Source organism: Blautia sp. Marseille-P2398 (assembly GCF_964240315.1).
Taxonomy (GTDB): domain Bacteria; phylum Bacillota; class Clostridia; order Lachnospirales; family Lachnospiraceae; genus Blautia_A; species Blautia_A wexlerae.
This window is the reverse complement of sequence record NZ_CAXSTD010000003.1, coordinates 106,888-131,952: the sequence shown is the minus strand read 5'-3', so window position 1 is coordinate 131,952 and position 25,065 is coordinate 106,888. Positions and strand designations below refer to the sequence as shown.

Genomic DNA, 25,065 nt, shown 5'->3' with positions numbered 1-25,065 from the left:
TCCGGCTTATCACAAAAGGTTTCTGCTGATTTGCCTGTTTCTTATAAATTCTTTACAAATAATGTACGGATTGCGTTTAATACTGCCAGGATCATAACACCTACATCTGCAAAAATGGCCACCCACATGTTTGCAATACCTAAAGCTCCAAGGATCAGACAGAGAATTTTAATGCCGATTGCAAAATAAATATTCTCATATACAATACGGATACATTTACGTGCAATTTTGATTGCTTTGGAAATCTTCAGAGGATCATCATCCATCAGAACGATATCTGCTGCTTCGATAGCTGCATCTGAACCAAGTGCTCCCATCGCAATACCAATATCGGCTCTGGATAATACAGGAGCATCATTGATACCGTCACCTACGAATGCAAGTTTATCCTTTTCAGATTTCTGATTAAGAAGTTCTTCTACCCTGGAAACTTTGTCAGCAGGTAAAAGTTCGCTGTATACTTCCTGGATTCCCAGTTCCCCGGCAACCTGATCTGCAACACGTTTTGAATCGCCTGTCAGCATAACAGTCTTGCTGATTCCGGCTTTCTTCAGTTCAGCGATTGCCTCTTTTGCATGAGGTTTGATGATATCGGATATCAGGATATGTCCTGCATATTTGCCGTCAATGGCCATATGCACAACAGTTCCTACATGATGGCAATCCTGATAAGCAATGCCAAGTCTGTTCATTAATTTGGTATTACCGGCAGCTACAGATATGCTGTCAACTTTGGCAATCACACCATTACCACTGATTTCTTCAATATCAGTAACACGATTTCTGTCGATTGGTTTTCCGTATGCTTTCTGCAGACTCTTGCTGATCGGATGGGAGGAAGAACACTCGGCAAGTGCTGCATATTCTAACAATTTCTCATCAGGCATTTCATTGTGATGAATACCACTTACTTCGAAGACACCCTGAGTCATAGTACCTGTTTTGTCAAATACAACATATTTTGTCTGAGCCAGTGTTTCCAGATAGTTGGAACCCTTGACCAGAATGCCCTGATTGCTGGCTCCACCGATTCCTGCGAAGAAACTTAACGGAATGCTGATGACCAACGCACATGGACAGCTGATTACAAGGAAGGTAAGGGCTCTGTAGATCCAGTCTCCCCACATGGCAGGTTTTCCCATAATAAGAAGTACGATTGGCGGGATAAGCGCAAGAGCAAGGGCTCCGTAACATACTGCAGGTGTATAGTATTTCGCAAATTTGGAAATAAAGTTTTCAGATTTTGACTTTCTGGAGCTGGAATTCTCTACCAGTTCAAGGATCTTGGATACTGTAGATTCACCGAATTCCTTAGTTGTACGGATCTTCAGCAGACCTGTCATATTGATACAGCCACTGATCACTTCATCGCCTGCTTTTGCATCACGCGGAAGACTCTCACCTGTCAGTGCACTTGTATTTAATGTAGAAGTTCCCTCGGTGATCACTCCATCAATCGGTACTTTTTCACCCGGCTGAACAACAATAATGGTTCCGATCTCAACTTCATCAGGATCAACCTGTTCCAGTGTTCCGTCTTTCTCTATGTTCGCATAATCAGGACGGATATCCATCAGTTCACTGATGTTTCGTCTGCTCTTTCCCACTGCATAGCTCTGGAAAAGCTCTCCGATCTGGTAGAAAAGCATAACTGCAACACCCTCGGAATAATCGCCAAGGAGAATTGCACCTACTGTGGCTACAGCCATCAGAAAGTTCTCGTCAAACACCTGTTTATTTAAAATACCCTTAAATGCTTTCTTCAAGATATCATAGCCGATGACCAGATATGGGATCATAAAAAGAACAAATCTCAGGTATCCCTCTGCCGGCAGTAAGGAAAAGACCACGATCAGCACTGCTGCTATGATAATTCTGATCAGCATTTTCTTCTGCTTCTTGTTCATATCAATACCTCTCTCTTCTTATAAAAGCAGGACTGCTGCAAAAAACTTTCCGGCGAAAAGCTCAGTGCCAGGATACGTTTTATGCAACAGTCCATTCTCCGGATAACTCAGAATTAAAGATAGATCTCACAGTCGTCTTCTACCTTCTTGCAGTTCTTTAATACGTCTTTCATAACTGCTTTTGGATCCTGTCCGTCTTCGAATTCAACGATCATCTTCAGCATCATGAAGTTAACTGTTGCATCTTTAACACCAGCTGTATTCCTGGCAGCTTCCTCCATTTTATTAGCACAGTTTGCACAGTCTACATCGATTTTATAAGTTTTCTTCATAATATTTTCCCTTTCCGCTCATCTCTTTTATATTAACATATGAGCACTTGTTCATTTGTTTGATTTTATTATAGCATTATTTTCTCTTCTGTCAATAGTTTTGAGGAGATTTCTTTACGGAAATCAAAAGTTATGTTATAATCCATGTTATTATAGTTTAACGTGTTGCTTTAATGTTTTAAAAAACAGGATATTATTATCCGGCAGGTATCAAAATCATAAAAAGAAATATGATATTCTTTGACAGAACATAACTGCCTGTACTGTTTGCGTACAGCAGTTCACAGCAGCAATACCGGAAAGAAAAAAAGGAGGGAGTATCAATATGGCGATACATGAATCAGGAGAAGATTATCTCGAAGCGATCCTTATGATCAAAAAAAGAAACGGTAATGTCCGCTCTATCGACATTGCGCATGAACTGTCTTTTTCAAAACCGAGTGTCAGTGTTGCAATGAAGAATCTGAAAGCCAGTAATTACATTACGATTGATGAAAATGGATTTATCAATCTGACGGAAACCGGGCAGGAAATTGCAGATAAGATTTATGAAAGACATACCTTTCTGACCGGATGGCTGACTTCTATCGGAGTTGACCCGAAGGTTGCAGCCGAGGATGCCTGTAAGATGGAGCATGCGATCAGCGCAGAGAGTTTTGCTGCCATTAAGAAATCTATTGCAGGCACGCATGAAAATTATAGCAATCCTCGTAAATAATGCATTTAAGACAGTTCAGCAGCGTGCGAAAGACAAGGAAGATATCTGCAGGCGTGCTGACGCACGGCAAAGATATCTGACGCAGGATTTCACACTCTGATGGGCTGGATTAAGATGCATTATTTTAGAGGATTGCTATAAATAAAAACATAATAAAAACCATATCCCGGATTTTCAGAGACTAAGCATCTGTTGCTTTATCATGAAATCCCGGATATGGTTTTTTATGGTTATCTTTATGCTTCCTCTTCTTTTGGAAGAAGATTTCTCATACTTCTTAAACTGATAGTCAGTGTTGACATGTTATGAAGCAGTGCGGATGTTGTGGGCATAATGATACCTGTAACTCCAAGTGCGATCAGACCACCGTTTATACCAATAATAGTTCTGTAATTATTATGGATACGCTTCATCAGCGCTGTGCTCAGTCTCTTTAACGTAACAATCTCATGGAGATTATCTGCAGAAATTGTAACATCTGCGATTTCACGTGCAATAGCTGCGCCATCACTGATAGCAATTCCCACACTTGCAGAAGAAAGTGCCAGTGAATCATTGATCCCATCACCGATCATAATAACTTTATGACCCAGTTCTTTTTCTTTCTCTACAAAAGATGCCTTATCTTCCGGCAGAACTTCGGAGTAATATTCATCTACTCCTACACGTTTCGCAATAGCTGCTGCTGTACGTTCACTGTCGCCGGTCATCATTACGACTTTTGTAATGCCGGCTTCTTTTAATTCACGTACTGCATCTGCAGCCTCTTCACGAAGCGGATCTTCTACACAGATAACTGCTGCAAGTTTTCCTTCGATTGCAAGATACAAGTGAGAACATTCTAATGGCAGGTGTTCAAATCTGTCTTCCATTCCTTCCGGAATTACACACTTTTCATCTTCCATTACGAAATGCCAGCTTCCGATCACTGCCTTTTTGCCTTCAATAGTTGTAGAAATACCATGAGCTACGATATATTCTACTTTTGAATGCATTTCCTCATGAACAAGATGTTTCTCTTTGGCTGCATTGACAACTGCTCTTGCCATGGAATGAGGGAAATGTTCCTCCATACATGCTGCAATACGCAGAAGCTCATCTGAACTCAGCTCTTCACTGAAAGATACCACATCTGAAACTACAGGCTTTGCTTTTGTAAGTGTACCCGTCTTGTCAAATACAATCGTCGTGGCATCAGCCATTGCTTCCATATATTTACCGCCCTTTACAGTAATACTGTGAGTACTTGCCTCACGTATAGCGGATAATACGGAAACAGGCATGGCAAGCTTCAGTGCGCAGGAGAAATCTACCATAAGTACCGCAAGGGTTTTCGTCATGTTTCTGGTAAGCAGATAAGTTATCCCTGTACCTGCAAGAGTGTATGGTACAAGTCTGTCTGCAAGATGTTCTGCATTACTTTCCACAGAGGATTTCAGCTTCTCAGAATCCTCGATCATGTTGACGATCTTCTCATAGCGGCTGGAACCTGCTGCTTCTTTAACCTTAACAGTGAGTTCGCCCTCTTCCAGAACAGTTCCTGCATAGGCAAAGCTGCCTTCTGCTTTACGTACAGGCGCAGATTCACCTGTCAGAGAAGTCTGGTTGACCATTGCCTCTCCTGCTGCAACATTTCCGTCAAACGGAATCACATTGCCCATATGTACGCGTATCAGATCACCTGCTTTAACAGAAGAAGCAGGTATAAGGACTTCCTGTCCGTCTTCGTTTACAAACCATACTTTCTCTGCGTTGATAGACATGCTTCTTGCAAGATCATTGACGGATTTCTTATGTGTCCATTCCTCAAGGATCTCACCGATTCCAAGCAGGAACATGGTGGAACCTGCAGTATTGAAGTCACCGCGGAGCATAGATACACCGATTGCTGTTGCATCCAGAACAGGTACTTCCAGCTTGCCTTTCATCAGAGTACGTACACCATGATAAATGTATTTTACTGATTTCACTGTAGTGATTGCTACACGTACCGGGTATGGCAGAAACATTTTATTTAATGTACGCATTACTACAGAGTTGATCAGTTTTTCTTTATAGGTTTCGTTTAATTCACGTCCGGAATTCTCAAGTGCTGATTCAGATACCTGAGCAGTTTCATAGGAAAATCTGCTCAGTAAACGAATCAGCCCGTCTCTGCTGCCGGTGTAGACAACAGCGACATCCTGAGTTCTTACATAAACCGATGCCTTGCTGATATTTGCCTGTTTTTCCAGATAACACTGCAGAATATCTGCCTGTCTGTAGGTCATGTGTTTCTGGGCAAGGTGAATACGGATTCGTCCTTTTATTTCATGCTTAATAGCAAATTTCATTATTCCTCGCTGCCTTCTTCTGTTTCTTCTGTCTCTTCTTTGAAATCTGTTGTCTCTTCTTTGAAATCTGTTGTCTCTTCTGTTTCTTCTGCTGCTTCGTCAGCTGTATCTTCTACCACTTCCTCAGCTGCTGCTCTGTCTTCGTTGATCTGCTGTGCTTCTGCATAAATATCCTCAGCATTCTCCTGAATTGCGGAAGCTGTTTTCATTACACATGCCTTTGCACGTAAAACGGCTGCTGTGCAGTTTGTGTATAATTTCTTTGCATCTTTACTTGTAAGAATCTTGATACCTGCTGTACCAAAAGCTACTCCTGCTGCAAAGATTCCTGTTTTTTTACCGTCAAATTTGATCATTGATGTATCCTCCTGTTGTGATTTTTAATTTATTGTAACCACTCAGCACCCTTTCGGTACTGAACAGTTATGAACTGTTTTCAGATAAATATGATGGGCAAACGCATTATTGCGACATCAGCTTATTTATATTTCATGTATTATACAACCAAAATTTCTGGATTTCTACTTTTTTCTTCTTGTTGAGAAATATTCTCATTTCAGACATGTTAAGAAGGTTACCGGAAACCGTATTGCCAAAAGAGAGTAAAAAACTGAAGAAATATAAGAAAACCACCGGAAATTATACTCTTCAGTATTTCCCGGCGGTCATCAGTTCGTTCTCTATTTAAATTTTTACTTGTTTTCAATGTTTAAAATCACAGGAATTTACGAACATCCGCTCGATTTCCTGTTTGTCAATGTATCCACAGGCCTTCAGTCCTGTCAGGACTACATTATTAAAACTGTCTTTTGATAATTTCTGGACTGTATTATCATCCAGCTCGATGGTGCATACACTTTCATCTTTACAATCCGGATTTCTCACGATTTTATACATATTTCTTCTGCTGATCGCACCAATTTCTTCCAAAAGGTTTACCATACGGTACACCGTAGCTGATCCGATGCCCGGATCCAGGCGGGATGCATTGTAATAGATTTCTTTACAGCAGGAACACTCATTTTCAAGAATGACTTCCAACAGCATTCTTCTCTGTTTGGTAATCCTGCATCCTCGCTTCTTTAATTCCTGGATTACAACATCTTTCTGCATTCGGGTTCTCTGGTAATTGGGCTCTTTACAATTTTCCTGTCTCTGTAATGCTGCTGCTCCCAAAATCACATCATCCTTCCGCTTGTTAATTTCTGTTTCCTGACATATGGATGCTGTTTGGCATCAGGTTTCAGTAATATGCCTGATTCTCAATGGCACCCTTTGCAGTGGCTGCAGTCTCCGCCACATGATGACTTGCCGCTTTTTTTGTCTCTGACGATTCCTCTTATGATCAGTCCGACAATTAAAATCAAAATTGCTCCTACAATCAATGTTCCCATAAATGACACCTCCTGCTTTATATCATTATCATACACATATAATCACTATACTGCAATCTGATAATCAGCAGTCCACTAACTGTGAAGATACGTTACTGTTCACTTCGTTCTCAGTAACACGCTCCGCGATGAAAAAGGTATGAAACAGTTGCAATTCTGTTTATCAGAACCCGCACCACCAGATGGGACGCAGGCTCTGATCTTATTACTGTTTTATCTGGCTTTTGCCATACCCTTTACCTTTACATTAAGGCTGCCGCTTTCCTTATAAGGTCTGAACAGCAGATATAAAAATCCGATGATAATTGCGAATGCAACCACTGTCCAGATACCGAAACCGCCGCCTGTAACCAGTGTACCGATCTGATAGATACACAGAGACACAAGATATGCAAGTCCACACTGATATCCGATTGCAAATAAAAACCATTTTGTATTGTTCATCTCTCTCTTGATCGCACCCATAGCTGCGAAGCAAGGAGCACAAAGAAGGTTGAATACCAGGAAGCCGTAAGCTGCGATCGGTGTCATAGCTGCTGCCAGGTTACCCCAGATCTCAGCACCGTCTTCTGCAACTTCTGCGAATCCATAAAGCATACCAAATGTAGCTACTACATTCTCTTTTGCGATCAGACCTGTAACAGCTGCAACTGCCATCTTCCATCCTTCGCCGGCTTTTGTCCAACCGAGAGGTGCAAAGATCCATGCGATTGCTGTACCGATCTTAGAAAGGATACTCTCGTTAAGTTCTTCAACCATACCGAAGCTTCCGCCTTCCCATCCGAAGCTCATTAAGAACCACAGAATGATTGTTGAAAGAAGGATGATTGTTCCGGCTTTCTTAATGAAGGACCAGCCTCTTTCCCACATACTTCTTAAGATATTGCTGACTGTTGGCCAGTGGTATGCAGGAAGCTCCATAACGAACGGAGCCGGATCACCGGCAAACATTTTTGTTTTCTTTAAGATGATACCGGAGCAGATAATTGCTACGATACCGACAAAGTAACAACTTGTTGCAACCCATCCGCTGTTTCCGAAGAATGCACCTGCGATCATGGCAATGATCGGAAGTTTAGCTCCGCAGGGAACGAATGTAGTTGTCATGATTGTCATCTTTCTGTCACGGTCATTCTCGATCGTACGGGAAGCCATAACACCTGGAACACCGCATCCACTGCCGATAAGCATTGGAATGAAGGATTTACCTGAAAGACCGAATTTACGGAAAATTCTGTCCATGATGAATGCTACACGAGCCATGTAACCACAGGACTCAAGGAATGCAAGGAATGCAAACAGTACAAGCATCTGAGGTACGAAACCGAGAACAGCTCCCACACCGGCTACAATACCGTCAAGGATCAGTCCCTGTAACCATGCTGCACAGCCAATCGCATTCAGCCCTGATTCAATTGCCGGAGGAATGATCTCACCAAACAGAACATCGTTTGTCCAGTCAGTTACGAAAGCACCAACTGTAGTTACAGATACATAATATACGATAAACATTACAACTGCAAAGATTGGCAGTGCCAGCCATCTGTTGGTAACAATACGGTCGATCTTATCAGATGTGGAAAGCTTATCTTTTCTTGCCTTAGTCACACACTGACCAATGATAGAAGAAATATAAACATATCTCTCATTTGTGATAATACTTTCTGTATCGTCGTCAAACTCATTTTCCATTTCTTTGATCTCGGCAGATACATTTACGGATGTATTCATCTGCTCAATGATCTTGTCATCTCTTTCAAGAAGCTTGATTGCGAAGAATCTCTTCTGTTCTTCCGGTACCACACCGGTCAGTTTATTCTCAACTGCTCCGATGATCTCTTCTGCTTTATCGCAGAATTCATGGACAGGTGTTACTTTCCGGTGGCTCTGGGCAATGGAAACTGCCTTGTTTGCAGCTTCTGTGATTCCAGTTCCTTTCAGCGCGGAAATAGTAACAACTTCACAGCCAAGTTTCTTTTTCAGTTTATCAATATGTATTGTATCGCCGTTTTTCTCAACGATATCCATCATGTTGACTGCCATGATGACCGGAATCCCAAGTTCCAGAATCTGTGTTGTAAGATACAGGTTACGTTCAATATTGGTACCATCAACGATATTGATGATCGCATCCGGTTTTTCCTGAAGAATGTAATTTCTTGCAACTACCTCTTCAAGTGTATATGGTGATAAAGAATAAATACCAGGTAAGTCAGTGAGAATAACATCTTTGTGTCCTTTCAGCTTACCCTCTTTTTTCTCGACAGTTACACCTGGCCAGTTACCTACAAACTGATTTGATCCGGTCAGTGCATTGAACAATGTCGTTTTACCGCAGTTCGGATTACCTGCGAGTGCAATTTTTACTGACATAATCTCTCTCCTCTGATTTCTTGATCTTTCTCATTTTGATCACTTTACCCAATCTTTCTGCTGTCGATATCATTCTCAACAGTTATTAGTCATCACTAATACTTAGTTTTTGTTAACTATTAGATAACGCTAATTGTTAGAAAGACCTGACACGATGTCAAGAAAATTATTCTACGACAATCATTTCGGCATCTGCTTTACGTAAGGATAATTCATATCCTCTTACAGTTACTTCAACAGGATCTCCCAGAGGTGCAACTTTTCTTACATAAATATCCACGCCTTTAGTGATTCCCATGTCCATGATTCTTCTCTTTACCGGACCTTCACCGGTAAGTTTCTGAACCCGGACTGTCTCTCCAACACGTACTTCCTTTAATGTCTTCAAGCCTATTTCCCTTCTTTCCCTAGAATTTTAATGCTTTTCTCACAGGAAGAATTATGGTTCAGACCATAATCTTACTTGCCATATCTTTTCCAATGGCAACCCTGGATTCTTTAACATTTACGATCAGGCTTCCGTTAATCTCAGAAACAACTGTGACAACTCCTCCTACTACGAAGCCGAGCTCCTCAAGATGTCTCTTCACTTCTTCTTTGCCTCCGATCCTTTTGATTGTAAAAGGTTCACCTGCATTTACCATTGATAACGGCATTTCTTCATCCCTTCCTTTGCATTTAATTAATGATAAACATTATCTTTATCATGTGGTTAGTGTATTCTAATTTTGGTTAGATGTCAATAACTTTATTGAAATTTTTAATGATAAAGTTTTTCAGTTTAAAACATTAATATTTTTTTTCATTAATTTATCACTATATTATGCAATATATACAAGAAAAGTATTTATCAGCAACGTGCTTCGAGAATACCGTTGAGTGCATTTCCACTGCTGGTATGGCAGCGCACAATATCTGTAGAAGCGCCAACCTCGTCCAGTGCGCATTTTACCATCTTGTGGGATACGGTATTTGTAAAAAGTACCAGAAGATCCGGACATCCTATCTTTTTTCCGAAGTCGGCTTCCATCTGTGTGAAGACTTTGCATTTACATTTATAAGATTTACAGATTTTTTTGTACTGCCCTACCATTCTGTCATGTCCGCCTACGATTACAATACTCATGTATTATCCTCCTTTTGTTCTTTTAGATATATTAATGTGGGGATTGGAAAGTATTTATCCCTTGCCTGATAATCGGGCATTGATAATACTTTGGGTATGGTTAACTTTCTCTAACTGTAAGTTAGTATAAACTAACATAGGCTGCTTGTCAATATCTTCATGAAAATTTTGCGAAATTCATCCAAATTGTGAAGCAATTATTTATAAAAAAGAATCCTGCTTGCAGGATTAGCAGGATTAATTTCCTGTAATATAATAAAACTGCCATACAGTAATCTAACTGTACAGCAGTCTTTATGTATTTGTTAATATCTGTTATTTTTCGGGATTGGAATCATCATTCCGGCAATGCCACATGATCCAGTATTCCGGTAAGATGTGCAATGGTTATCCCATAATTGGTCACAGGTACCTGTTGCTTCTTTGCCCTGTCGATGCGGTACATCACATATTTCCGGTTAAACATACATGCTCCGCACTGGATGATCAGATCATATCCGGTAAAGTCATCCGGAAAATCGGTTCCGCTTACCAGCTCTACCTGCAGGTTTTCTCCAAATCGTTTTTTCAGCATCCGGGGAATTTTCACTCTGCCAATATCTTCTTTCAGAGGTGCATGTGTGCAGCATTCGGCAATCAGTACATGAGAAGTTTCTTTCAGACTGTCAATTGCTTTTGCTCCCTCTATGTAGTAAGAAAGATCTCCCTTGTATGCCGCAAACAGTACAGAAAAGGAAGTAAGCATGCTCTCTTTTGGTTTGTTCTCATAGATGTATGGGAACACCTGAGAATCTGTGATGATCAGCTTCGGTGGTCTGGAAAGAGTCTGCAATGCAGCCGGATACCGGTCAGTAGTTACACTCATTATGAGACATCTTTTATCCAGCAGTTCTCGTAGAGTCTGTACCTGGGGCAGGATCAGCCGTCCCTTTGGTGCCTGGATATCCTGTGGCATTACAAGGAGTACCAGATCATCTTTGGAAACCAGATTCCCGGTGATCATTCTGTTACCGTAGCCTTCCGGGATTTTTTCTGCCAGAAGTTCTTTTAATTTCCGGATTCCCTCTCCCGTTTCAGAACTGACAGGACAGACCGTTTCTCCTGTATTTTTCTGAATCATCTGAATCAGATATTCTTTTTGTTCCTGTGTATATAGATCAGCTTTACCAAGCACCGGAATTACCGGTGTCTGCCGTTTCTTAAAATAGTTATACCATTTTAATTCCTGTACCATTTCATCCTCGCAGAAAAGGATGATCGCCAGTTCAGTTTTCTGTGCAGCCAGACTGGTTTTTTCTATTCGTAATGCACCCAGTTCTCCTTCATCATCAAATCCTGCCGTATCGATGAGGATACAGGGACCAAGAGGATAGATTTCCATTGGTTTATATACAGGATCTGTGGTAGTTCCGGCAACATCCGCAACAATCGATACTTTCTGTCCGGAAAAAGTATTGATAAATGAGGATTTTCCACTGTTGGTTTTGCCAAAGATTCCTATATGCAGACGGTTTCCGGAAGGTGTTTCGTTCAATGTCACTGCCATATTAATCCCTTCTTTCAGGTGTTGTATTGATCGTTAAAAGTGCAGAGAATGTCAGAATCGGAAATCTCTCTGTCTGTTTACAATATCTGCAAGATGTTCCTCTGTGAGTTTCCTTATCTTTTCGCCCGGGATATTTTCCAGTTCTTTTTGAACCAACTCTAGTCCGACTTTTTTCGTCTCAGGGCTTGCATAATCCTGGAGATATTCCATCAATGTCATCAGCGCATTGGGATGGCAGCAGTTGGAAATCTGTTTACTTTTGCACAAAGACATAAAACGGTCACCTGTTCTTCCTGCTCTGTAACAGGCAGTACAGAAGCTCGGGATATCTCCCATACCCATCAGCCAGTTTACGATTTCATCCAGAGATCTCTGGTCACTGACGTCAAATTGTGCAGATGTCACTTCATCTTCTGTTTCAGGAACGTCATACCCGCCAACACTTGTCCTGGAGGCACCGCTGATCTGAGAAACTCCCAGAGGAAGTACTTTTTCACGAACTGCTTTACTTTCTCTTGTGGAAATGATCATTCCCGTATATGGCACAGCAATCCGGATCAGTGCACAGATTTTGGCAAAAATTTCATCACTGATACTGTTATCAAAAGCAGAAGGATCAATATCATCCGCATGTTTGATACGAGGCACACTGATAGTATGAGGACCTACTCCATGAACTGCCTCAAGATGTTCCGCATGCATCAGAAGCCCGGCAAACTCATACCTGTAAAGTTCAAGACCAAATAATACACCCAGTCCTACATCATCAATGCCGCCTTCCATTGCGCGGTCCATTGCTTCTGTATGATAGGCATAATTATGTTTCGGACCTGTTGGATGAAGTGTTTCGTAACTTTCTTTATGATAAGTCTCCTGAAAAAGAATGTAGGTACCGATTCCTGCATCTTTTAATTTCCTGTAATTTTCCACAGTTGTGGCCGCAATATTTACATTGACACGTCGGATGGCACCGTTCTTATGTTTAATGCTGTAGATTGTCTGGATGCATTCCAGAATGTACTCAATGGGATTATTGATCGGATCCTCTCCGGCTTCAATAGCAAGACGTTTATGTCCCATATCCTGAAGAGCAGTTACTTCTTTTACAATTTCTTCCTGAGTAAGTTTTTTGCGGGCAATATGCTGATTTTTCTTATGATACGGACAGTACACACAGCCGTTTACGCAATAGTTGGAAAGATACAGAGGGGCAAACAGAACGATTCTGTTTCCGTAAAATTCTTTCTTGATCTCCGCTGCCAGATCATACATCTCCTGAAGCTTCTCAGGAATGGGACAGGCAAGAAGGACAGAAGCTTCTCTGTGGGTAAGTCCTTTACATTCTTTTGCCTTCGCAAGGATCTGGTCGATCAGCTCCATATTTTCTTTGTTTGCATCTGCATATGCAAGGGTTTCTCTGATCTCTTCGTCGGAAATAAATTCCTCTGCTTTTAATGATTTTGGATTATACATAGATTTGTTTCCTTTCTTTTCGGTCAGGGGCTTCCTTATCTGCCGCTTTCCGATTAGTTTTTTTTCTATATTCAGTTTTATGTTCCGCTTATCGCGGGTGCTTAAGTTATTCAGGAGTGAACTGCAGTCATGCTTTATAATCGCCTCTGTCTGTCACTACTTCATAACCAATGCTCTTCATACGTGCTGCCATACAGGCTTTGCATTCAGCAGCTTCATCACCTGTACAGATCTTATTATCATAAAGGGTATACTTATCCCGGACATTGACCGGTGATAAGTTGGGCATTACTACATTGGCCCCTGCCAAAATTCCCTTCTCTCTGCCCTTGGGATCTATGGTTCCAAGGGCTGTTGTTGCCGGAAGAAGCGCATGTGGGTGGATCAGGCGGATAATTGACAATAATCGCAGAGTCTGCTCCAGCGTTCCGGGTGATTCTTTAGCAAACGGGGTGTCTTTGTGAGGAATAAACGGTCCGATTCCTATCATTTCAGGCTTTAATTCCTTAATAAATAAAAGATCGCTGTAAAGTGTATCTGCAGTTTGTCCCGGAGATCCTACCATGAATCCACATCCGGTTTGATATCCTATTTTCTTCAGGGTTTTCAGACAGTTTTTTCTGAAAACCAGGGACATCTGTTCCGGGTGAAGTTTTCTGTAATGATCTTCATCTGCTGTCTCATGACGCAAGAGATATCTGTCAGCACCTGCATCAAAATACGCCTGATAGCTTTCTTCACTCTTTTCTCCGATAGAAAGAGTCACTGCACAGTCAGGGTATATTTCTTTAATCGTGCGGACAATCTGACAAATATGTTCATCTGTGAAATGCGGATCTTCTCCGCCCTGCAGAACAAAAGTCCGAAAACCAAGATTCCATCCTGTTTCACAGCAGGACAGAATCTGTTCCAAAGAAAGCCGGTATCTGTCTGCATCCGTATTTGAACAGCGTATACCACAATAATAACAATTGTTCTTGCAGTAATTTGTAAATTCGATCAGACCGCGGACATAAATTTTATTTTCATAAATTGCTTTTGCGGTCTGTTGTGCTCTTCTTCGTAGTTCTTCCGTTACCAGTGGATTCTGTGTATGTAAAATCATTTCCAGTTCTTCTCTGGTAATATTCTGTGTCTCCTGAATGTGTTCAGGTATCTGCAACTCTGCTGATGCCATATATTTTCATTTCCTCTAAGCTTTCGAATAGACTGTTTTTGCTGAAACCCCTGCCAGCCGGCCAATTTTTCCAGTCAGTGCATTGATTATATCCAGAGGTGCATCTATTGCCACACTGATAATGCTTATCCCTCTCTGCCTGTAAGGAATCCCCATTCTGCCGATGATATAAATGCCATATTCATGAAGAATCCTGTTCAGACATTCTACAGAATCTGAATTCTCTACTATAATACTGATCACTGCAATTCTGCTTTCCATAGAAACACCTCTCATATAATTAATCAACTTATCTGCACATCAGAATTTACAAAAGTTAACAACTCTCTGAATCTGGTGACTGATCGGATAGGAATCATAACCATAAACCCCTTTCATCCAGCCGGCATACTGTGCTTCCGGATCATAATAAAGACCATTGATCTTTACCCAGCAATGACGGGTAAATCCATCTGCCGCTCCATCTCTGCTTCCCGGTACCCGGCCACAGATCATATACGGTGTATATCCTATTTCTCTTGCAAGAGCAGCAAAAATACAGGAAAATCCATAACAGTTGCCATATCCTGTACGAAACATCCTCAATGCCTCACTGCGCGCCCAGCCACTCTGGTAAATGTTAGGATCCGGACCACCATAGTAAAATCCTCCGTAAACAACATATTTCCAACATGCATAAAGCTTCTGGCTCTGACTCATACCTGAATTTGTGATTGACGATACAATCTGCATCACACGCATTTTCAGCAGAGCATTATAATCTTTTCTTGCAGCACCGGAATTGGTAAAATAAAGCTGGCCGTTCTGTCTGGATTTCTTCTGATACAGCCTTCCTTTTGGATCCGCATAATACAGATTATTCTTATAGATAAAATATCCAATGCTGGCACGGCCGTGTTCTGTCCTTATATGATAAATATTGGATCCGGATTTTACAATTTTATTCTGTTTATTCTCAAATAAACGTCCTTTCTCATCAAAAACATAAACTACATTGTTGATACGCTGTCCTCCTCGCACAGCATTTCCATTTGCGCCAAAATAATACTTATAGCCATTATATCTCTTCCATTTGTTCTTAACCATTTTTCCCTTATAATAATAGTAAATCTTGTTTCCCTTTGTAACCAGTTCTCTTATGGGAACCGGAGATGACGTCGGGGATACCCCGGACTGCTCTGTAACAGGAATATCATTTTCCGCAGCCTGTACACCAAATACCGGCATAGCTAAAACAGCAACTGCCATTATGATAAAAAGCAACTTTTTCAATGTTTTCATAAACCTTTTTCTCCTTACACATTTTCATAATCTCAGAAACAAAAATATAACTACATACCATAACTACAATCCTGTCTCTTCCATTACCTTCTTCACTTTAGTGTAACAAAAAATTTATCTGATTTCCATATTTTTGTGGTATTTTAGCAAAAAAATACTGCTGTCCGGACTTTTAGCAATGTTTCGAACAGCAGTATCTGCTACATCTCTGAATTATTATAATTTCTTACCTGTAAGCATTTCATAACCCTGAAGATATTTTCCAATTGTCTTATCCACAATGTCCTGCGGAAGTGTCCAGTCATTGTCCGGATTTGCTTTCAGCCAGTCACGTGCAAACTGTTTGTCAAAGGATGGCTGACCATGTCCCGGTTCATATCCTTCAGCAGGCCAGAAACGGGAGCTGTCCGGTGTGAGCATCTCATCACCGATCACCATGTTTCCATCTTTATCCAGACCAAATTCAAATTTGGTATCTGCGATAATGATTCCCTTGCTTAATGCGTATTCCGCACATTTCTTATAAAGTGCAATTGTATTATCACGAAGTTTTGCAGCTAATTCCTCTCCTCTGCCCGGGAAATATTTCTCAAGGTGAGCGATGCTCTGCTCATAGGAGATATTTTCGTCATGATCGCCAATCTCAGCCTTTGTGGACGGAGTATAGATCGGCTCAGGAAGCTTGTCAGATTCCTTCAGTCCTTCCGGTAATTCAATGCCGCAGACTTTACCTGTCTTTTTGTAGCTTTCCCAGCCGCTTCCTGTAATATATCCACGAACAATACATTCAATAGGCAGCATCTCAAGCTTACGGCACATCATGCTGTTTCCGTCAAATTTCTCCTGCTGGAAAAATTCAGGCATATCTTTTACATCTACAGAAATCATGTGGTTCGGCAGAATGTCTTCTGTCATGTCAAACCAGAACTTGGACATCTGAGTCAGTACAGTTCCCTTCTTGGTTACCTGATTGTTCAGGATAACATCAAAGCAGCTGATGCGGTCTGTCGCAACCATGATCAGGCTGTCACCGTTGTCATAAATCTCACGTACTTTACCTTCTTTGATTGGTTTCATTTCCTGCATTTTTTCGCACCTCAATATTCGTTATGTAATTTGTAAAACTCCAAAATCATCGGCCTTTGCCGAAATTACTGTATTACCGTACCACTATCTCTGTAAGATTGTCAATACACTGAATTTTATTTAGCTTTGCTGATAAAATGTAAGCAAATATGAATTCCATTTCATATCCTGAAATGGCTTTATTCATCCTTCGCCCATCCGTAAGAATATTTCACAGCTTTATTCCATCCTTTGATCTTTTGCTCTCTTGTTTCTTCGGTGATAGACGGGTAGAATTTCTGGTCAATGGACCAATTGTGGCGCACTTCTTCTTTACTGCTCCAGTAGCCTACTGCCAGACCTGCCAGATAAGCAGCCCCCATTGCAGTTGTCTCAACACAGCATGGACGGTTGACCGGTGCATTGATAATATCTGCCTGTGTCTGCATCAGGAAATTGTTGGCACTGGCTCCGCCATCAACTTTTAATGCCGCCAGATTAATGCCTGAATCTGCTTTCATGGCATTTAGTACGTCATTTACCTGATAGGCAATAGATTCCAGCGTTGCGCGGATAATATGATATTTGTTCACACCGCGGGTAATTCCTACGATCGTACCTCTCGCATACTGATCCCAGTGGGGAGCTCCCAGTCCTGTAAAGGCCGGCACAACATAACATCCATGTGTATCTGATACTTTATTTGCCATATACTCGGAATCTTCAGAGGAATCAATTACCTTTAATTCATCTCGCAGCCACTGGATAGCTGCACCTGCAACAAAAATTGATCCTTCCAATGCATAGGTTACCTTTCCGTCCAATCCCCACGCAATCGTAGTAACCAGTCCGTTCTTTGAAAAGACAGGTTTCTCTCCTGTATTCATCAGAAGGAAACATCCTGTGCCATAAGTATTTTTTGCCTCTCCGGCATTAAAGCAGGTCTGGCCAAACAAAGCAGCCTGCTGATCACCTGCTGCACCTGCAATAGGGATAGCACCGCCAAGGACTGCCGGATCTGCTTTTCCATAAATACAGCTGGATGGCATTGGTTTGGGAAGCATGGACTTTGGAATGTCAAGTTCATTCAGAATTTCCTGATCCCACTGTAAAGTATTGATATTAAAAAGCATGGTTCTGGATGCATTGGAATAATCTGTAACATGGACTCTGCCCTTTGTCAGTTTCCAGATCAGCCAGGTTTCCACAGTTCCAAACAAAAGCTGCCCTTTCTGCGCTTTCTCTCTGGCTCCTTCTACATTGTCCAGAATCCACTTTATTTTTGTTGCAGAGAAATAAGCATCGATCACAAGCCCTGTTTTCTCCCTGAATTTCTCAGTCAGTCCTCTGGCTTTCAGCGAGTCGCAGTATTCCGATGTTCTGCGGCACTGCCATACGATCGCATGATAGACAGGTACGCCGGTATTTTTATCCCATACGATTGCAGTTTCTCTCTGGTTTGTGATTCCGATCGCAGCGATCTTTGAAGCATCTGCTCCGATCTTAGTCATTGCCTCTACTGCCACACCCAGCATACTGGCCCATATCTCATCTGCATCATGTTCTACCCAGCCCGGTTTCGGGAAATACTGGGTAAATTCTCTCTGTGCAACACTTAAACGTTCTCCCTTTTCATTAAACAGGATACAGCGGTTGCTGGTCGTCCCGGCATCCAGTGCCATAATATATTTTCCCATAAAAGATTTCCTCCGTTCTCTTTCAATGTACTCTCGGAATCTTTTTGTACTTGATTTTGCGAGAAGATTTTTTGTTAGATGTGCCCAAATTTTTGAGGCGTACGCGGTGCGTACGTTGATAAAATTCGGGTGCAGCTAACAAAAAATCAGCCGCAAAAGCAAGTGCAATAAAGACTCCGAGAGTACATTTTATTATTATAACCATACCACAAACATCTGAAGGTTGCTATTCTTTTTTATTCATGTTATGATGCAGACAAAACAAACCTGTTATTGTTCACTCCGTTCTCAGTAATACGCTTTGCAGGATATTATCAGTGAACAGTAACACAAACCTTACTGCTATTATAGAAAGATGGAGTACAATATTTTGAAGAAAAAAGAATTTATTTTTATAGGTGGTATCCTTATTCTTGCACTTGCGATGTGGGGAGGAATGTCTCTTATAAATAAGGGCAGTCATGGTTCCATCCGTATTACTGTAGACGGAAAAGAATATGGAACTTATTCTCTGGAAAAGGATCAGACGATTAAAATCAACGATACAAATGTCTGTGAGATCAAAGACGGTCAGGCACGTATGATCTCTGCACAATGCCCCGATCATCTGTGTATGAAACAGAAGGCAATCGATGAAAAAGGAGGCACCATCGTATGCCTCCCTAATAAAGTCGTTATTGAAGGGGAAAAAAGTACTGACAGTAAAAAAACTGACGAACCGGTAATTGACACAGTAACCTGAGCTCTCCGTTGCCTGTAACTGAATAACTGTTTCACAGTTCGGCTAAAAAGCAAAATTAAAAGGAACCATATTATACGGCAGCTATATGATGATACACACCAGCCCGCCCTTACTGTCATTGACAATTTTCTGCATGGTATCCTGAAGCTTTACCTGGCTTTCTTCGCTGATAGCTGCAATCTTGCTTCGGATGCCATCCTGTACCAGCTGCTCAATGGATTTACCGAAAATATTAGTCTCCCAGATACTCTCCCCCCTCTGGCTGCCTTCGTCAATATACTGGATCAGATCCTTTGCCTGCTGTTCTGTTCCTACTATGGGAGCAATTTCAGTTTCTATATTTGCCTTTATCATATGGATAGACGGACTTTTTGATTTTATCTTTACTCCATATTTATTTCCCTGTCGGATCACTTCAGGCTGTGCGATCTCAATCTCATCCAGATTCGGGACAACCACACCATAACCGGTTCCACGCACTGCTTCCAGTGCAGCCTGCACTTTTACATATTCCTCTTTCATATGTACCAGTTCCTGCATTGTATGGATCAGTTCATATTCACTCTCCATTTCGATTCCACTCATCTGACTGAGCATCCTGTAATAATATTCTTCCTTTATGCGTATTCTTACCTTTACTGTTCCATCGGATAAGCCTACATCTTCCAGAAGGGAATCCTGTACATAAGGTCCGGATAATTTTACAGATTCCTTTGTGATATCACGTATATGCTGCATACTTTTCATTTTATCCCTGATCTGTGAAAGGATCTGCTGTTTTAACTCATGCTCCAGGGGAAGCATTTCTACCCAGCGCGGAATAAAAAACTGAATCTGACTGACAGGAAATTCATATAAAACTTTCTCCAGAATCCTGGCAATATCTTCTTTTCTCAATTGGTCACAGTTTACTGTCAGAGCAGTTACCTTATATTTCTGTTGGATTTCTTCCGCTGTTTTCAGAGCCGCATCTTTATATGGCATCTGCGAATTTACCAGCACGATAAATGGTTTCTGCTGTTTTTTCAATTCCTGAATAGTCTTCTCTTCTGCCTCCGGAAAATTGTCTCTGGGAAGTTCACCGAAACTTCCGTCAGTTGTGACCACAATACCTATTGTGGAATGCTCCTGAATTACTTTCTGTGTTCCGATGCGTGCGGCCTCGCGAAATGGGATTGCCTGCTCAAACCAGGGAGTTTTTACCATTCGTTCTTTCCCGTCCTCCGTCTGCCCGGATGCACCCTTTACCAGAAAACCCACACTGTCGATCAGGCGGATCTTTACCTGCTGATCTTCTCCAAGAGTGATGGGAACTGCTTCTTTGGGAATAAATTTTGTTTCTGCTGTGGTGATGATTTTGCCTGATCCGCTTAAAGGAAGCTGATCTCTGATCTCTGCCTGCTTTGTATCTGACATCTGCGGCAATGCAACAAGTTCCATGAATCTGCGGATAAATGTAGATTTTCCTGTGCGGACAGGTCCTACGACCCCTATGTATATATCTCCCCCTGTACGGGCCTGGATATCACGATACACCTGAAAATTTTCCATAAAAATAGCCCCCTTGCATATTTACACATAACCTTCATGTATTGTTATAAAATATGCAAGGAAGCTTTAAAATATTCTATTTATCATTTGGACATATTGTTACTGTCAGGTATCACAGATGTTTCTTAATAGGAATCATTGTGAAGCAGATGATGCTCTTTGCCTTTCAGAAGTCCGTTGTAAAGTTCCAGAACTAACGGGTTTTCATCGGATTTCTTAATGATAGTTGTATTATCTGCATTATACAGGCCCTTAGCTCTCAGAGCTTTGGTTCTGTCGCCGGATCTTGTCGGCTGTCCGCCACCCATGATACATCCGCGGCGGCATGCCATGATCTCGATCAGATGATATTCTTTCTCACCATTCTTAACCTGTTCCATAACGGTTCTTGCATTTGCAAGGCCGCTGGCAACACAGATATTAAGGTTCATTCCTTCATAAGGAACTGTAAATTCCTTGATTCCCTCATCTCCACGAACACCGCATTCTGCGATCTCATGCATGGTTTCTTTGCTGTGATCCGGAGTCAGACGGCGGAGAACTGCTTCTGTAACACCTCCTGTAACACCGAAGATAACACCACCACCGGAGCCGAAGCCAAACGGCATATCACAGGCTTCCGGTTCAAGAGTTGCAAAGTCAAGACCAAAGTTATCGATCATGCGGAGCAGCTCTGTAGTTGTAATAACGATATCTGTATCCTGTTCACCGTCTGTGAAGCTGTTCGGACGAACTGCTTCTGCCTTCTTGGCTGTACATGGCATAATAGAGATCATAACTGTTTTCCTGCCGCCGGCATGTTCCGGATCGCGGAAGTACTCTTTGATTACTGCTGAGAGCATTCCCTGTGGAGAACGGCAGGTAGAAAGATTAGGAATATACTCCTTGTACTGGTCTGTGATAAACTTCACCCATGCAGGACAGCAGGAAGTAAGAAGCGGAAGTTTCTCACCCTTCTTAATTCTGTCAAGGAACTCGGCACTCTCTTCCATAATAGTAAGGTCAGCACTGAATGAAGTATCATAAACTTCATCGAATCCCATTCTGTGGAGAGCATTGACAATCTTACCCATAACACTCTTGCCTTTGGTCAGTCCATAATGATCACCTACTGCGACACGTACTGCAGGAGCAATCTGAGCAACTACACGTATATTCGGATCAGCAAGTGCTTCCCATGCCTCGTTCATATGTGTCTTGATCGCAATCGCACCTGTTGGGCAATATACACGACACTGACCGCAGTTTACACATTCTGTCTCTGCGATTTTTTTGTTAAATGCAGGCATTACCATGGCCTCAGTTCCCCGGAATGCAAATCCTAAAGCTCCGATTCCCTGAAGTTCTTCGCAGGCACGTACGCAGTCACCACACAGAATACATTTGTTTGGATCACGAACCAGAGAAGGAGAACTTGTATCCAACTCATGATATTCCCTGGTATTTTTGAAACGGATTGTCTGTACGCCCAGCCTGTGTGCCAGTTCCTGAAGGACACACTCACCACTCTTAACACAGGTTGTACAGTCACGACAATGTGCTGCAAGCAATAATTCTACAATTAGTTTTCTGTATTTCTTGACTCTTCCGGAATTGGTATAGATCACCATTCCATCTCTTGGCTGTTCAGAACATGAGGCAAATGTTTTTCCCCTCTCGTCTTCAACTGTACATAAACGACAGGCACCAAAAGTGGATACCTCTGAGTGGTAGCACAGTGTCGGAATATTGATCCCTGCCTTGCGGATGACAGACAGGACATTTTTTTCATCGGTAAATTCTACCTTTCTACCGTCAATTATCATATGGCCCATAGTGTATCCTCCCTTCTATGCTTCCACATATACTGCATCAAAGTTACAGTTGTCCTTACATGCACCGCATTTGATACAGATGTCGTTATCAATGTGATATGGATGTTTGATCTTACCTGAGATTGCACCTGCCGGACAGTTCTTTGCACATTTACCGCAGCCGATACAGAACTCAGGGTTGATGTGGAACTGACGAAGAGCAGTACATACTTTTGCACGGCATTTCTTATCGCAGATATGTTCCTCATATTCATCGCGGAAGCGTTTGAGAGTACTGATAACAGGAAGAGGTGCACTCTTGCCAAGTCCGCACAGAGCCATGTTCTGAACCATATTTGCAAGCTCTTCCAGCTCATCCAGATCGGACATCTCACCCTTGCCATCTACGATCCTCTCCAGGATCTCCAGCATACGTTTGGTACCCTCACGGCACGGTACACATTTACCGCAGCTCTCACGCTGGGTGAAGTTCATAAAGAATCTGGCAACCTCAACCATACAGGTATTCTCGTCCATAACTACCAGACCACCAGATCCCATAATCGCATCTAATTTTTTGACAGAATCAAAATCAAGAGGTGCATCCAGCTGGTCAAGGATCAGACATCCGCCGGACGGACCGCCAATCTGGACACCTTTAAATGCGGCGCCACTCTTTAAGCCACCACCGATATCATAGATAATGTGGCGGAGTGTGGTTCCCATAGGAACCTCTATCAGACCGGTATTCTCGATAGAACCGGTCAGTGAGAAGGTTTTTGTTCCGGGGCTTCCCTCTGTACCGATAGTGCGGAACCAGTCTGCTCCCTGAAGAATAATCTTCGGTACATTAGCATAGGTTTCTACATTATTAAGAACTGTAGGCTTACCCCACAGACCTTTCTCTACTGTACGGGGCGGTTTTACACGAGGCATACCTCTGTTACCCTCGATAGATGCGGTAAGTGCCGAACCTTCTCCACATACGAAAGCTCCGGCACCTCTGTTGATATGTAAATGGAAGTTTACACCGGAATTTAAAATATTATCACCTAACAGGCCATATTTTTCTGCCTGTTCAATCGCCATCCTAAGTCTCTTTACAGAAAGAGGATACTCTGCACGAACATAAATATATCCATTCTCCGCACCGACTGCGTAGGCTGCAATAGTCATACCTTCGATCATCTTATATGGATCACCTTCCATGACGGAACCATCCATAAATGCACCGGGATCACCCTCATCACCATTACATACAACATAGCGGGTTTTCTCTGCCTGGCGTGCAACCTGAGACCATTTCTTGCCTGCCGGGAATCCTGCACCGCCACGACCGCGAAGCCCGGATTTAGTTACTTCATCAATAACTTCCTGCGGGGACATGCTTCCCATCACTTTTGCAAGTGCCTGATAGCCTCCCACAGCAATATACTCTTCGATAGATTCCGCATCGATTTTTCCGCAGTTTTCAAGAACGATACGTGTCTGTTGATTTAAGAAAGGAATATCATCAGGATGTGGACAGACTGTATTATTATCACGATAAAACAGTCTCTCTACAGGTTTCCCTTCCAATATAGTTCTCTCCACAATTTCCTTACAGTCTTCCGGCTGTACGTGAACATACTGATAATCATATGGTTCAATTCTCATCAGAGGTCCAAGTTCACATAAGCCCTGGCACCCTGTCTTGATCACGCCTACATGAGGCACATCCTTCTGCATTTCAACTGTTACTCCATCAATTCTCTCACAGAGTACTGACATCTCTTCATAAATCTTCTGCGCTCCGGATGCGATACATCCGGTACCTGAACAGACAAGAACGCGGCAGGTATAAGATTTAATCTGCTCATTTACTTCAGCCTGCTTATTTAACAGGTCTTCTTTACTCTTAATACTCATACGCACTCTCCTCTCAGTTTATTCAAAAGTTCTACAGCTTTCTCAGGAGTCATCTTCGGATGTACTTCATCATTGACAGTCAGTGTGGGGGCAAGTCCACATGCACCCAGACAGGATACTGTTTCTACGGTAAAAAGCATGTCATCTGTAGTGTGTTTCTTGTTGCTCAGTCCAAGTTCCTTCATCAAAGCCTCTTTTACAGGCATGGATTTTCTCACATGACAGGCTGTTCCGTCACACACTTTAATGACATATTTCCCTTTCGGCTCAAAAGAAAAATTCTCATAGAATGTGGCTACACTGTAGGCCTTGGCTTCTTTTACTCCGATTTCTTTCGCTACATAAGTCAGCAATTCTCCCGGCAGGTAACGATATTCCGCCTGAATATCCTGCATGATCGGAATCAGCGATGCTGCTGTACGTCCGTAGTGCTCGATGATCTCATCCGCTTTTCTGTAATAAGACTGGTCTAACATTCGGTTCCCTCCTTAAATAGTAATTTTGATACATCGGTTTTAATATAGTACCGATATATCGATTCCCACGCAGCTTTAGTTATTTTCAACATATGTGCTGTTGATATTATACATTATATAGTTGTTTTGCACAATATCATTTTTGAAATTTTCTGAAATTAATTTATAACAAT

General features: G+C 41.9%; 23 protein-coding genes. 2 read left to right on the top strand and 21 right to left on the bottom strand.

What is annotated here, in order from left to right:
- Positions 1-41: 41 nt before the first annotated feature.
- Positions 42-1,907 carry a heavy metal translocating P-type ATPase gene (locus ACESZG_RS04975; protein WP_173680802.1) on the bottom strand — a complete coding sequence of 622 codons (1,866 nt, stop codon included), beginning with the start codon at positions 1,905-1,907 and terminating at the stop codon, positions 42-44.
- Between the two features lie 113 nt (positions 1,908-2,020).
- Positions 2,021-2,239, bottom strand: coding sequence for a cation transporter (locus ACESZG_RS04970; protein WP_008703069.1), 219 nt, complete (start codon positions 2,237-2,239; stop codon positions 2,021-2,023).
- A gap of 325 nt (positions 2,240-2,564) precedes the next feature.
- Between ACESZG_RS04970 and ACESZG_RS04965 the strand changes: the two genes are divergently transcribed.
- Entirely contained in the window at positions 2,565-2,957 is a 393-nt protein-coding gene (locus ACESZG_RS04965) for a metal-dependent transcriptional regulator (RefSeq protein ID WP_020993892.1), read from the top strand.
- A gap of 236 nt (positions 2,958-3,193) precedes the next feature.
- On the opposite strand, the gene ACESZG_RS04960 is transcribed toward ACESZG_RS04965, so the two are convergent.
- The 15 genes from ACESZG_RS04960 to glpK form a co-directional block, all read right to left on the bottom strand.
- A complete protein-coding gene (locus ACESZG_RS04960; RefSeq protein ID WP_055058860.1) occupies positions 3,194-5,290 on the bottom strand; it encodes a heavy metal translocating P-type ATPase in 2,097 nt (698 codons plus the stop codon).
- The gene (locus ACESZG_RS04955) at positions 5,290-5,646 is read right to left on the bottom strand and encodes a DUF6110 family protein (protein ID WP_118409390.1); all 357 of its coding nucleotides are present in this window, start codon (positions 5,644-5,646) and stop codon (positions 5,290-5,292) included. Before ACESZG_RS04955 ends, ACESZG_RS04960 begins: the two co-directional genes overlap by 1 nt.
- Before the next feature lie 346 nt (positions 5,647-5,992).
- Positions 5,993-6,403, bottom strand: coding sequence for a transcriptional repressor (locus ACESZG_RS04950; RefSeq protein ID WP_008703065.1), 411 nt, complete (start codon positions 6,401-6,403; stop codon positions 5,993-5,995).
- A 149-nt stretch (positions 6,404-6,552) separates the two neighbouring features.
- A complete protein-coding gene (locus ACESZG_RS04945) occupies positions 6,553-6,684 on the bottom strand; it encodes a FeoB-associated Cys-rich membrane protein (protein WP_025577009.1) in 132 nt (43 codons plus the stop codon).
- 213 nt (positions 6,685-6,897) lie between these two features.
- Positions 6,898-9,057: a ferrous iron transport protein B gene (gene feoB / locus ACESZG_RS04940; protein ID WP_025577008.1), complete on the bottom strand. Its 2,160-nt coding sequence runs from the start codon at positions 9,055-9,057 to the stop codon at positions 6,898-6,900.
- A 166-nt stretch (positions 9,058-9,223) separates the two neighbouring features.
- A complete protein-coding gene (locus tag ACESZG_RS04935) occupies positions 9,224-9,445 on the bottom strand; it encodes a ferrous iron transport protein A (RefSeq protein ID WP_025577007.1) in 222 nt (73 codons plus the stop codon).
- A 58-nt stretch (positions 9,446-9,503) separates the two neighbouring features.
- Entirely contained in the window at positions 9,504-9,713 is a 210-nt protein-coding gene (locus ACESZG_RS04930; RefSeq protein ID WP_008703058.1) for a FeoA family protein, read from the bottom strand.
- 194 nt (positions 9,714-9,907) lie between these two features.
- Complete coding sequence (locus ACESZG_RS04925) at positions 9,908-10,183, bottom strand: DUF2325 domain-containing protein (RefSeq protein ID WP_008703057.1); 276 nt, start codon at positions 10,181-10,183, stop codon at positions 9,908-9,910.
- A gap of 337 nt (positions 10,184-10,520) precedes the next feature.
- On the bottom strand, positions 10,521-11,729 hold the full coding sequence (gene hydF, locus ACESZG_RS04920) for a [FeFe] hydrogenase H-cluster maturation GTPase HydF (protein ID WP_173680803.1): 1,209 nt from the start codon (positions 11,727-11,729) through the stop codon (positions 10,521-10,523).
- Positions 11,730-11,780: 51 nt separating this feature from the next.
- Positions 11,781-13,202: a [FeFe] hydrogenase H-cluster radical SAM maturase HydG gene (gene hydG, locus ACESZG_RS04915; protein WP_173680804.1), complete on the bottom strand. Its 1,422-nt coding sequence runs from the start codon at positions 13,200-13,202 to the stop codon at positions 11,781-11,783.
- Positions 13,203-13,329: 127 nt separating this feature from the next.
- Entirely contained in the window at positions 13,330-14,379 is a 1,050-nt protein-coding gene (hydE, locus tag ACESZG_RS04910) for a [FeFe] hydrogenase H-cluster radical SAM maturase HydE (protein ID WP_055149624.1), read from the bottom strand.
- A gap of 15 nt (positions 14,380-14,394) precedes the next feature.
- Positions 14,395-14,640, bottom strand: a complete 246-nt coding sequence (locus tag ACESZG_RS04905) for a TM1266 family iron-only hydrogenase system putative regulator (RefSeq protein WP_020993889.1) — start codon at positions 14,638-14,640, stop codon at positions 14,395-14,397.
- A gap of 39 nt (positions 14,641-14,679) precedes the next feature.
- Positions 14,680-15,660, bottom strand: coding sequence for a transglutaminase domain-containing protein (locus ACESZG_RS04900; RefSeq protein WP_173680805.1), 981 nt, complete (start codon positions 15,658-15,660; stop codon positions 14,680-14,682).
- A gap of 216 nt (positions 15,661-15,876) precedes the next feature.
- Positions 15,877-16,746, bottom strand: coding sequence for a phosphoribosylaminoimidazolesuccinocarboxamide synthase (locus tag ACESZG_RS04895; protein WP_020993888.1), 870 nt, complete (start codon positions 16,744-16,746; stop codon positions 15,877-15,879).
- Between the two features lie 179 nt (positions 16,747-16,925).
- Positions 16,926-18,422: a glycerol kinase GlpK gene (glpK, locus tag ACESZG_RS04890; protein WP_025577002.1), complete on the bottom strand. Its 1,497-nt coding sequence runs from the start codon at positions 18,420-18,422 to the stop codon at positions 16,926-16,928.
- 370 nt (positions 18,423-18,792) lie between these two features.
- Between glpK and ACESZG_RS04885 the strand changes: the two genes are divergently transcribed.
- The gene (locus ACESZG_RS04885; RefSeq protein WP_173680806.1) at positions 18,793-19,164 is read left to right on the top strand and encodes a NusG domain II-containing protein; all 372 of its coding nucleotides are present in this window, start codon (positions 18,793-18,795) and stop codon (positions 19,162-19,164) included.
- A gap of 81 nt (positions 19,165-19,245) precedes the next feature.
- Here ACESZG_RS04885 and spoIVA read toward each other — a convergent pair whose 3' ends face one another.
- The 4 genes from spoIVA to ACESZG_RS04865 all read right to left on the bottom strand — a co-directional run bounded on the left by spoIVA (position 19,246) and on the right by ACESZG_RS04865 (position 24,892).
- Positions 19,246-20,715, bottom strand: a complete 1,470-nt coding sequence (spoIVA, locus tag ACESZG_RS04880) for a stage IV sporulation protein A (protein WP_008703041.1) — start codon at positions 20,713-20,715, stop codon at positions 19,246-19,248.
- Positions 20,716-20,840: 125 nt separating this feature from the next.
- Positions 20,841-22,529: a [FeFe] hydrogenase, group A gene (locus tag ACESZG_RS04875; RefSeq protein WP_055058024.1), complete on the bottom strand. Its 1,689-nt coding sequence runs from the start codon at positions 22,527-22,529 to the stop codon at positions 20,841-20,843.
- A 15-nt stretch (positions 22,530-22,544) separates the two neighbouring features.
- Positions 22,545-24,416: an NADH-quinone oxidoreductase subunit NuoF gene (locus tag ACESZG_RS04870; protein WP_055199478.1), complete on the bottom strand. Its 1,872-nt coding sequence runs from the start codon at positions 24,414-24,416 to the stop codon at positions 22,545-22,547.
- Positions 24,413-24,892 (bottom strand): NAD(P)H-dependent oxidoreductase subunit E, encoded by a 480-nt coding sequence (locus ACESZG_RS04865; protein ID WP_008703034.1) that lies wholly within the window; start codon positions 24,890-24,892, stop codon positions 24,413-24,415. The genes ACESZG_RS04870 and ACESZG_RS04865 overlap by 4 nt, the downstream gene beginning before the upstream one ends.
- Positions 24,893-25,065: the final 173 nt, after the last annotated feature.